The organism is Chrysanthemum yellows phytoplasma, from assembly GCF_000803325.1.
Taxonomy (GTDB): Bacteria; Bacillota_I; Bacilli_A; order Acholeplasmatales; family Acholeplasmataceae; genus Phytoplasma; species Phytoplasma asteris.
On record NZ_JSWH01000173.1, the window covers coordinates 1 to 1271 of the forward strand.

Genomic DNA, 1271 nt, shown 5'->3' on the forward strand with positions numbered 1-1271 from the left:
GTATTTTTTTTAAAGTCGTTACAATTATTTTTCCACTAGTATTGTTTTTATTTTGCATTATTTCTTTAAGATTTTCTACCTTTAATATTTCTTGAGTTGAAACTTTTTCAAAACTATTAAATTCTTGAAGAGTTTGCAAATCTAGTTCTATGCGGTCAACTATAAAAAAAAATAATATTTTTTTGAGTTTCATTAATGGATATAAATTTTTTCAAATAACGACAAAGTAAAAAAGCAGTTAAAGTTTTACCTGAACCTGTGGTATGCCAAATATGAATATTTTTTTTTTTTTAATGTTATTTGTAACATTTAAAGGACTTTCTTGAGTTATTTCTTTTTTTGTGAATTCAACAATTTTTTTATAGTGTGAAATTGATGAGGTTTAGCAACCATTAATTTTTGATTTTTTTCATGATGCACCAAAAAGAAAAATAGAAACAATGCTAAATGGCAACGTTGTAAAAATTCTGGAATAAATTCCATGATTTCATTTCTTTTATTATTGTTTTCATCACTCCATTCAAAACGGAATTTATTTAATTCCTTGCTTTTTCCTGCGTCTTGATTTGAAAAATATTGAGTATCGGTTCCATTTGAAATTATAAAAAGTTCTATACATTTAAATAAACCTTGTTGTTTTAATTTAGGGAAATAGTCTTCTACTTGTTTAAAAGCTTTGTCAAGCCCTTTATCCAAACTTCTTTTTTTTAATTCTATTAATACCAGCGGTATGCCATTAATTAATATTACTATATCATACTCAGCTGATTTTGACTCGTTTTTATATGAATTTTGAGCAGGAACGTTTTGTGCTACTTGAAAAATATTTTTACACCAATTTTCTTTATTAAAAAAATTAAAATAAAAATAGTCTTTTTTTGTCTTTTTTTGGAATTTTTATTTCTTTTCTTAAATATTTATAAATGTCGATAACATCCATTTTTTCATTGGTAAGCAATTCACTATTAATTGTAGAAAACCAGTATTCATTCAGCTCCTCCTTCCCCTTCTCTTGAAAAGAAGTGTCAGGACCATACCTACTGTTATATTCTATAAATTGTCTTTTAAAATTATCCTCTAATTTTTCTTGTGTTTTGAGCTAACTTCTGCATAACCCATTTTTTTAATTTGTTAATAATGCTTTTTCTTAATATCGCCTCTTCCTTTTTATTTTTTTGTTTTTTATTATTTAAACACATATTTGTTAATTCTCCACTCTCATTAACTATTTTAGAAAATATTTAAAATGAAAAAAAATAATTAGATAATTT

Annotated in this window: 2 protein-coding genes and 1 pseudogene; all 3 read right to left on the reverse strand. The window is 24.2% G+C overall.

Annotated features, from left to right (window positions below):
- A partial coding sequence (locus tag OL66_RS02960; RefSeq protein WP_034172404.1) for a DEAD/DEAH box helicase family protein occupies positions 1-193 on the reverse strand: 193 nt, incomplete at its 3' end.
- Positions 156-278 (reverse strand): DEAD/DEAH box helicase family protein, encoded by a 123-nt coding sequence (locus OL66_RS04570; RefSeq protein WP_084066036.1) that lies wholly within the window; start codon positions 276-278, stop codon positions 156-158. The genes OL66_RS04570 and OL66_RS02960, both read right to left, overlap by 38 nt.
- A 49-nt stretch (positions 279-327) precedes the next feature.
- Positions 328-870: pseudogene (locus OL66_RS02965) on the reverse strand (type I restriction endonuclease); the annotation flags it as partial.
- Positions 871-1271: the final 401 nt, after the last annotated feature.